Origin of the sequence: Kitasatospora sp. NPDC059599 (assembly GCF_042735125.1) — a bacterium.
GTDB lineage: Bacteria > Actinomycetota > Actinomycetes > Streptomycetales > Streptomycetaceae > Kitasatospora.
Window position 1 is genome coordinate 34,953 of the sequence record NZ_JBHWCL010000055.1, and the last position, 8,744, is coordinate 43,696.

Genomic DNA, 8,744 nt, shown 5'->3' on the forward strand with positions numbered 1-8,744 from the left:
GATGACCGAGACTCCCGTAACGGGGGACGTTACGGAGTCGGCCGGGGGTTCGGGCGCCGAGTCGCGCCCGGCCCCCGTTCCCGTTCCGCCCTCCTCCTCCGCCGCCGCTCCCTCGGCCCCGGCCTCCTCGGCCTCGGCTTCGCTCGCCCGCTCCGGCCCCGGCCCCGGCTCCGGCTCCGGTTCCGGCTCCGACGACGTGATCAGCACCCGCGGCCTGACCAAGCGCTTCCGGGGCGGCCAGCTCGCCGTGGACGGCCTGGACCTGGCCGTGCCGCGCGGCTCCGTCTTCGGCTTCCTGGGCCCCAACGGCTCCGGCAAGACCACCACCATCCGGATGCTGATGGGCCTGATCGCCCCCACCTCGGGCGTGGCCGCCGTCCTCGGCGAGCCGATGCCGCAGTCCGTGGCCACCGTGCTGCCCCGGGTGGGCGCCCTGATCGAGGGCCCCGCGCTGTACGGCTTCCTCTCCGGCCGGGACAACCTGGTCCGCTTCGACGCCGCCGACCCGACCGCCGACCCGCGCACCCGGTCGCAGCGCGTCGACGCGGCACTGGAACGGGTCGGGCTGGGCGCGGCGGCCGGCAAGAAGGCCCGCGCGTACTCGCTCGGCATGAAGCAGCGCCTGGGCCTGGCCTCCGCGCTGCTGCAGCCGCGCGAGCTGCTGGTGCTGGACGAGCCGACCAACGGGCTGGACCCGCAAGGAATGCGGGAGATCCGGGCACTGGTGCGGGAGGTCGCGGCCGAGGGCACCACGGTGTTCCTCTCCTCGCACCTGCTGGACGAGATCGAACAGGTCTGCACCCACGCGGCGGTGATGTCGCGGGGCCGGCTCGTGGTGCAGGGCACCGTCGCGGAGCTGGCCGCCCGGGCGCAGGGCCGCCTGGTGGTCCGCACCCCGGACGTGGCGCAGGCCGCCGAGGTGCTGGCCGCCCACCAGATCGCCGCCCTGGTGCCCGGGGAGGGCCGGGTGGACGGCGAGTTGGGCGACCGCGGCGACGAGGCGCTGCCCAAGCTGTGCGCGGCGCTGGTCGAGGCCGGGGTGCGGGTGCACGGCTTCGGGCTGGAGCGGGGCACGTTGGAGGACGCCTTCGTGGCGCTGACCGGGGAGGGCTTCGATGTCGCGGGCTGAGGCGCCGGCGCTGCGCACGGGCAGGAGGCCGCAGACGGCGGCCGGGTTCCTGGCGCTGTTCCGCAACGAGCTGCACCTGACCTTCCGCCGGCTGCGCACCAAGGTGCTGCTGGGGATCCTGGCGGTGCTGCCGGTCCTGATCGGGGTGATCGTCAAGCTGAACACGGACGGTCCGCACGACGGCGGCGGCGGTCCGAGCTTCATCGCGCAGACCACCCAGAACGGGCTGTTCCTGGTCTTCACCGCACTGGCGGTGGCACTGCCGGTCTTCCTGCCGATGACGGTCGGCGTGGTCGCCGGGGACTCGGTGGCGGGCGAGGCGGCCACCGGGACGCTGCGCTACCTGCTGGTCGCCCCGGCCGGGCGGACCAGGCTGCTGGCCGCCAAGTTCACCGCCGGACTGGTGTTCTGCCTGGCCGCGACGGCGGCGGTCGCGGCGGCCGCCCTGGCCACCGGCGCCGCGCTCTTCCCGCTCGGCGAGGTCACGCTGATCTCCGGGGACACCATCGGCTTCACCGACGCGCTGCTGCGCGCGGTGCTGGTGGCCGGCGTGGTCGCCGCCTCGCTGGCCGGGCTGGTGGCGATCGGTCTGTTCGTCTCCACGCTGACCGGCAGCGGCATCGCGGCGATGGCCGCCACGGTCGGCCTGGTGATCACCGTCCAGATCCTGGACGCCTTCCCGCAGTTGGACGCGATCAGGCCGTTCCTGTTCACCCACTACTGGCTCAGCTTCGCGGACCTGCTGCGCGAGCCGATGTACTGGGACGGCGTGCTGAAGGACCTCGGGCTGCAGGCCGCCTACGTCGCCGTGTTCGGCACGGCGGCCTGGTCGCGCTTCGCCAGCCGGGACATCAGCGCGTGAGGACCGTCGGCGGGTGACGGCCGTCAGCGCATGAGGACCGTCAGCGGGTGACGGCCGTCAGCGCGTGACGGTCGCCTTCGCCATGTCCACCGGTGCGGGCTGCGGCACAGCCGCGGCCCGCGCCGCGCGGTCGGCCCGCACCTGGCGCAGCGCGTCCCAGGTGAGCAGCGCGAGCGCGGCCCAGACCAGGCCGAAGCCGGCCCAGCGGGCGGGCGGCATCGACTCGTGGAAGACGGCGACGCCGATCAGGAACTGGAACACCGGCGCCAGGTACTGCAGCAGTCCGAGCACCGTCAGCGGCACCCGGACGGCGGCCGCGCCGAAGAACAGCAGCGGGATCGCCGTGATCACGCCGCTCAGCATCAGCAGCCCGGAGTGGCCCCAGCCGTACGAGCCGGCCACCGTGTGCCCGAAGGTGCCGCGGCCGCTGACCTCCAGGTAGACCAGGTAGGCGAGGGCGAACGGGAACATGAAGGCGCTCTCCGCCGCCAGGCTCTCCACCCCGCTCAGCCCGACCTTCTTCTTCAGCAGGCCGTAGGTCGCGAAGGAGAGCGCCAGGGTCAGCGCGATCCACGGCAGCCGCCCGTACGCGACGGTCAGCACCGCGACGGCGAGCGCGCCGATGCCCACCGCCGTCCACTGCGCGACGCGCAGCCGTTCCTTGAGCACCAGCACGCCGAAGCCGATGGTGACCAGGGGGTTGATGAAGTAGCCGAGGCTGGTCTCGACGACGTGCCCGGCGTTGACGCCCCAGATGTAGACGCCCCAGTTGACGGAGATCACGGCGGCCGCGGCGGCCAGCATGGCGAGCCGGCGGGGCTGGCGCAGCAGCGGGCGTATCCAGCCCCAGTGGCGCTGGGCGACCAGCAGCAGGACCACCGCGACCAGGGACCAGACCATGCGGTTGGCCACGATGTCGTCGGCGGCGCCCGGCTCCAGCAGCGGCCAGAACAGGGGGAAGAGCCCCCAGATGCCGTAGGCCGCGAAGCCGTACCAGAGGCCCCGGCCGTTGTCCTGCTGGTCTGTCTGTGGCATGCCGGGTGCCCTTCCGCGCGCGTGTGGTCGAGGCGACGGTAGCGGGCGGAAGGGCGGACTGTCATCTCCGTTTCCGTATTTTGGTCATGACAGTGCTTGAATGCTGGACGTTCCCGGCATCCGGGCCGGTCGGACGGATGGCTCGTCCCCGCGGTTCAGGCGTTCCCCGCGGTTCAGGCGTTCCCCGCGGTTCAGGCGTTCCCCGCGGTTCACGCGTTCCCCGCGGTTCAGGCGTTCAGCACGGTTCAGGCGTTCAGCGCGGCCCGGACCGACTCGGCGAGCGGGACGGTCGGGCGGCCGATCAGCCGGGCCAGGTCGCCCGGGGTGCCGGCCAGCTCGCCGCGGGCGATCCCCGCGTCCACGTCGACCAGGGCCGCGGCGAAGCCCTCCGGCAGGCCCGCGCCGACCAGGACCGACAGGTGCTCGGCCGGGGCGACGTCCCGGTGCCCGACCGGCTTGCCGGAGGCCTTCGCCAGCTCGGCGGCCAGCTCGGGCAGGCTCCAGGCGGTGTCACCGCTCAGCTCGTACACCGCGTTCACGTCCTCGCCCAGCAGGACGGCGACGGCCGCGTCGGCGTAGTCCCGGCGCGGGGCGGTGGCGATCCGGCCCTCCCCGGCGCTGCCGAGCACCACGCCGCGGGCCACCGTGCCGGCCGCGTCGCCCAGGTAGTTCTCGGTGTACCAGCCGTTGCGCAGGAAGGCGTACGGCAGACCGGAGGCGAGGATCAGCTCCTCGGTCGCCCGGTGCTCGTCGGCCAGTCGGAAGGTGGCCGCGCCCGGCGCGCTCGTGTAGGCGAGCAGTGCGACCCCGGCGGCCGCGGCGGCGTCCACCACGGCCCGGTGCTGCGGGATCCGGCGGCCGACCTCGCTGCCCGAGATCAGCAGCACGCGGTCACCGGCGGCGAAGGCCCCGGCGAGCGTCTGCGGCTTGTCGTAGTCGACCACGCGGACGTCCACACCGCGCGCGGCCAGGTCGGCGGCCTTCTCGGCGGAGCGGACGGCGACCGCCACCTCGCTCGCGGGGACCCGGGCCAGCAGGCCCTCGACGACGAGACGGCCGAGCTGGCCGGTGGCACCGGTGACGACGTACATGGTGATGCTCCTCAGGGGTTCTTCGGGATCTGCGGGTGCTCCGTCGGGATCCGGTGGGGCTGTGGCGGGATCCGGCGGGGCTCTGGCCTCGAAACTCACCCTAGAGATGGCACTAACCTTTCGAAAGTACGCACTTCAAAGTAGGGTACTGACATGAAGGTAAGCGAGCAGTTGAGGGAGCTCCCCCCACCGAACGTCTTCGACCGGATGTGCCCCTCCCGCGGCGTGCTGGAGCACGTCACCAGCCGGTGGGGGGTCCTGGTCCTCGGCGCGCTGCGCGAGCGCGGCTACCGGTTCAGCGAGCTGCGGCGGCAGGTGTCGGGCGTCAGCGAGAAGATGCTCGCCCAGACCCTCCAGACGCTGGAGCGGGACGGCTTCGTGCTGCGCGAGGCGCACCCGGTGATCCCGCCGCGCGTCGACTACAGCCTCACCCCGCTCGGGCGGGAGGCCGCGGAGCTCGTCGCCGCGCTGGCGCACTGGTCGGAGCGGCGGGTGCCGGCCGTGATCACGGCACGCGACGAGTACGACGCCCGGGCCGCCACCGCGTGAGCGGGCCGGCGTACGGGCGGGCCGGCGGGCGAGCGGGCGGCCGAGCCGCCGCCCGTACCTGACGGCTGCCGCTCCGGCGATGCGGTCTACCGCTGCGCGATGAGGGCTTCCAGGCCGTCCAGGACACGGGCCAGGCCGAAGGCGTAGGCGTGGTCCGGGCTGTACGCCCCGCCGTGCGCCTCGCCCGCGGCGGCGCCGACCCGGGCCGCCACCGGGTAGCGCTCGGGGTCGAAGACCCGGGCGAGCAGCCCGGCGTTGGCCGCCCACCACTGCTCGTCGGTCATCGCGCTGTCCTGCCGGGCGGCGCGCTCGTCGGCGGCCATCCGGGCACAGGTCTGGACGAAGCCGAGCAGGTGGGTCAGCGCGGCGTCCAGCTCGACGTCGGGCAGGCCGGTGCCCTCGACGGCGCTCAGCTCGTACTCGTACTTGGCCATCAGGCCGGGGCCGAGCGGCGGGCGGCTGGTGGAGACGGCGGCGACCCAGGGGTGGGCGCGGTGCAGCGCGCGGTTGTCGTCCGCGACGGCGGTCACCCGGGCGCGCCAGCCGTCGTCGGCGGGAGTGCTGCGGGGCATCGTCGCGTAGACGGAGTCCAGCATCAGGTCGAGCAGTTCGGCCTTGCCGGGCACATAGGTGTAGAGGGCCATCGGGGACACCCCGAGTTCCTGGGCGACCCGGCGCATGGTCACCGCGTCCACGCCCTCGGCGTCCGCGAGAGCGACCGCGACGGCGGCGATCTCGGCGGTCGAGCGCGCCTGCCGGGGCCCGCGCCGGCCGGGCTTCTCCTCGGCGGTGAGCCCCCAGAGCAGGGCGAGGGTGCGCGCCGGGTCTCCTGCGCTGCTGCGGTCGGTGGCCATGGCAGCCATCGTTTCACGCATCGACCGGGGCCCGGCACGGCACTGGCCGCTACCGTCTCCCCCATGACCAGCCCTGAGCCGCTCCCCGGTACGGACACCGCGCAGACCCTCCGCCGGCGGGTCACCTGCCGCCGGTGCCACCGGCCGCTGCACGATCCGGAGTCGCGGATGCTGCGGCTGGGGCCGGAGTGCCGCGACCCGGCGGAGCGGGTCGCCCGGTTCGACGTCGACCAGGACCCGCTGCCGGGCATCGGGTAGTGGGCCGGCTTCGGCCGGCGGAACGGCTACGGCTTGGGCTGCGGCTGCGGCTGCGGCTGCGGCTGCGGCTGCGGCTGCGGCGCCTCCGGTCGGCGGGACGGCTCCGACCTCCCGCCGGCTCCGGTCGGCGGGACCGCGCGGGACCGCCTCGGTCTGCGGACCGTTCGGCCCGGCGGCGGGGGCGTCAGCCGCGGCCGAGGAACCGGCCGAGGAAGCCCGGGCGGTGCGGCCCGGGGGCCGGTTCCGGCTCCGGATCGGCTTCCGGCTCGGGTTCGGGCACCGGGGCGGGCCCGGGTTCCGGCGCGCGGGTGCCGTCCTCGGCGCGGATGGCCGCCCGCGCGAGGTCGCGGTCGGCGGGCGACACCCAGGGCGCGGCGAGCACGAGTCGGCACACCGAGCGCAGGATCGTCACCACCCGCACCCGCCGGGCGTCGACGCAGTAGTGCAGCCGACGCCGGAGCTGGGCGGCGATGTCCGCGCGGGCCTCCGGGTGCGTCCAGCCGATCGCGACCAGCGCGAAACCGGCCGCCTCGGTGACCCAGTCCTCCGGTCCGAGCAGCAGGTCGAGCAGCACCCGGCGGCGGTCCGACTCCGGCCACGGCTGGTCGGTGCGGTGGTGGGCGATGCCGAGGCAGGCGAAGGCCTGGACGGCGCGCACCCACAGTTCGGGCTGGTGGGCGAGCAGGGCCCGGCCGAGTTCGTCCTCGCGCGGAAGCGGCGGGTGGACCAGGACGCCGAGCAGGTCGTCGAGCGACAGTCCGGCGAGGCGGACGGCCTCGTCGTAGGCGGCCGGGACGGTCGGCCAGACGATGCCGACGACGGCGCGGACGAGTTCGGCGCTCTCCGGCGCGGGCGGGGCGACGGCGGGTCCGGGGTCGGTGCCGTCGGTGCCGCCCCAGGTCCAGACCCGGGTGGCGGTCGCGGTGAGCGGCCGCCGGGGGTCGGGTTCGTCGACGGACCGGTAGGCGACGGTGCAGCGCGGCAGGGCCAGGTGGAGGGCCAGTTGCGAGCTGGGCGGTTCGAGGGTGGAGACCTCGCAGTCGACCGCGGTGTCGGGACCGGTGTCGGGTGCCGCGAGGACCTGGTGCAGCAGGTTGACGGTGGCCTCGGACGTGCCGGGGACCATGCCGAGCCAGGGCTCCCGGTGGCTCAGCCGCGCCAGGAGGTCCGGCGCGTACTCGTGGTCGGGGTGGTCGCGGTGGTGGTCGGCGAGGCCGAGCAGGTGCACCGGGTCGCCGTCCAGGGCGTGGCGCAGCCCGTACCGGGCCGGGGCCGCCTTGGGGTGGTCGGGCTCGGTGGCGAGCACCCGATCCAGCCAGGGCAGGCCCTCGGCGGGGCGGCCGAGGACGCCGTACAGCTCGGCGACGTCGACGGCGAGGTAGCTGCTGGAGTTGTCCCGGTCCGGCGTGACCCTGGCCAGTTCGGCCTCCCAGACGGCGAGCGCCCGCTCGGGGTGGCCGTCGGCGCGCAGGGCGTTGCCGAGCATCACGGCGGGCAGGTAGCCGGGGGCCGCGCGGTGGGCCCGCTCGGCGAGTTCGACGGCGTGGGCGGTGGCGCCGAGGCGGCGGGTCAGCCCGGAGGCCATCGCCAGCAGCAGCGTGTGCTCGTCGTGGCGGTCCAGCACGGCCATGACGAAGGCGTCGAAGGGCCTGACGGCTTCGGCGAGTTCTGCGGGGAGCGGGTCGGGCAGCGCGGCGGCCGCGCGGGCCGCCGCCTGGGCGACGGCGTCCGGGTCGACCAGGCCGGGCAGGTCCTCGCGGGCCAGCCAGGCGGTGTGTGCCCAGGGGCGGGCCGGCTCGTGCTGGATGGCGGAGGCGAGCAGGCCGACGGCGGTGTCCCAGTCCCCGGCGGCGGCCTCCACGTGGGCGCGGCAGACGACCGTGCCGAGGTACACCTCCCCGTCCAGCGGGAACAGCTCGCGGGCGGCCGCCGGGCCGCCGGCAGCGGCGCACAACTCCGCCAGGGCTTCGTGCAGTTCGGGCAGCTGGGGGTCGGCGAGGATGGCGTCGGAGAGGTGGTCGGCGGCGTGGTCGAGCTCGCCCGAGTCGATCGCCAGCCGGGCGACGGCGACCTCGCCCTCGGCCGCCAGCCGCTCGTCGCCCTCGTCGTCGGTGTGACCGCCCATGCCCTGCCCCCCGGGTTGCGTCGTCTCGCTCCGGAGGAGGCTATCCGGTGCGGGCGGTGGTGCCGCGACCAGCTCGCCAGAGGTGTGCGTCCAACTCCTCGATCGGATACGCCTCTTACGAGTGGTTCGGACCTCCAGGAGGTTCAACCCGCAGGGCAACGCCCAGAGCGCCTAACCGAAGTTCACCACCACCGACGACGACGCCACCCGCGAGCGCGAGGCTGCGGCCTTCCTCGCCGACGTCAGCCACGAGACCGGTGGCCTGAAGTACGTCGTCGAGCAGAACACCGCCGACCACCCGCACTACTGCGACGCGTCACAGCCGTACGGCTGCCCGGCCGGCCGGTCCGCGTACTACGGCCGCGGACCGCTGCAGCTGAGCTGGAACTTCGACTGCGAGGCCGCCGGCGACGCCCTGCACATCGACCTGCTGCACGACCCCTACCTCGCCGAGAGGACCCGGCCGTCTCCTGGAAGACCGCCCTCTGGTTCTGGAACAGCCGGAACGGCGCCGGACGGACGACCCCGCACGACGCGATCGTCAGCAACAAGGGCTTCGGCGAAACCATCCGCAGCATCAACGGCGCCCTGGAGTGCGACGGCAAGAACCCCGACGAGCACAACGACCGCATCGACCTCGACAAGACGTTCGTCGGCGTGCTGAAGACGGACGTCGGCGGCGGCACCATCTCCTGCTGACGGCCCGATCGAGGGGAGTGGGGCCGCGGGGCGGGCGCCCAACCCCACCCCCCCGCCCCGGACGGCGCCCCCCCCGCCCCCCCCACGGTGTCGGGGGCCCCGGGGACCGCGGGCCACGGGTGGGGCGGCGGGGCGGGCGGGG

Annotated in this window: 8 protein-coding genes and 1 pseudogene; 5 read left to right on the forward strand and 4 right to left on the reverse strand. The window is 74.9% G+C overall.

Annotated features, from left to right (window positions below; all coding sequences use genetic code 11):
- Window position 1 precedes the first annotated feature (1 nt).
- Together ACFV04_RS20460 and ACFV04_RS20465 are read left to right on the forward strand one after the other, a co-directional pair.
- Complete coding sequence (locus ACFV04_RS20460; RefSeq protein ID WP_380530849.1) at window positions 2–1,129, forward strand: ABC transporter ATP-binding protein; 1,128 nt, start codon at window positions 2–4, stop codon at window positions 1,127–1,129.
- Window positions 1,116–1,991: an ABC transporter permease gene (locus tag ACFV04_RS20465; protein ID WP_380343170.1), complete on the forward strand. Its 876-nt coding sequence runs from the start codon at window positions 1,116–1,118 to the stop codon at window positions 1,989–1,991. Before ACFV04_RS20460 ends, ACFV04_RS20465 begins: the two co-directional genes overlap by 14 nt.
- Window positions 1,992–2,048: 57 nt before the next feature.
- Here the strand turns inward: ACFV04_RS20465 and rarD are convergent, their stop codons facing one another.
- Window positions 2,049–3,026: an EamA family transporter RarD gene (gene rarD / locus ACFV04_RS20470; protein WP_380343167.1), complete on the reverse strand. Its 978-nt coding sequence runs from the start codon at window positions 3,024–3,026 to the stop codon at window positions 2,049–2,051.
- A 245-nt stretch (window positions 3,027–3,271) separates the two neighbouring features.
- On the reverse strand, window positions 3,272–4,117 hold the full coding sequence (locus ACFV04_RS20475; RefSeq protein WP_380343164.1) for an SDR family oxidoreductase: 846 nt from the start codon (window positions 4,115–4,117) through the stop codon (window positions 3,272–3,274).
- A gap of 153 nt (window positions 4,118–4,270) precedes the next feature.
- Here ACFV04_RS20475 and ACFV04_RS20480 point away from each other — a divergent pair, with 153 nt between their 5' ends.
- On the forward strand, window positions 4,271–4,666 hold the full coding sequence (locus ACFV04_RS20480) for a winged helix-turn-helix transcriptional regulator (RefSeq protein ID WP_380343161.1): 396 nt from the start codon (window positions 4,271–4,273) through the stop codon (window positions 4,664–4,666).
- A gap of 86 nt (window positions 4,667–4,752) precedes the next feature.
- On the opposite strand, the gene ACFV04_RS20485 is transcribed toward ACFV04_RS20480, so the two are convergent.
- Entirely contained in the window at window positions 4,753–5,520 is a 768-nt protein-coding gene (locus ACFV04_RS20485; protein ID WP_380343159.1) for a TetR/AcrR family transcriptional regulator, read from the reverse strand.
- Window positions 5,521–5,583: 63 nt separating this feature from the next.
- On the opposite strand from ACFV04_RS20485, the gene ACFV04_RS20490 reads away from it, so the two are divergent.
- Window positions 5,584–5,778, forward strand: a complete 195-nt coding sequence (locus ACFV04_RS20490; RefSeq protein ID WP_360259161.1) for a DUF6011 domain-containing protein — start codon at window positions 5,584–5,586, stop codon at window positions 5,776–5,778.
- A gap of 184 nt (window positions 5,779–5,962) precedes the next feature.
- On the opposite strand, the gene ACFV04_RS20495 is transcribed toward ACFV04_RS20490, so the two are convergent.
- Window positions 5,963–7,903, reverse strand: a complete 1,941-nt coding sequence (locus tag ACFV04_RS20495; protein ID WP_380530855.1) for a hypothetical protein — start codon at window positions 7,901–7,903, stop codon at window positions 5,963–5,965.
- Window positions 7,904–8,078: 175 nt separating this feature from the next.
- Between ACFV04_RS20495 and ACFV04_RS20500 the strand changes: the two are divergent.
- A pseudogene (locus ACFV04_RS20500) lies at window positions 8,079–8,602 on the forward strand (chitinase); the annotation flags it as partial.
- Between the last annotated feature and the right edge of the window lie 142 nt (window positions 8,603–8,744).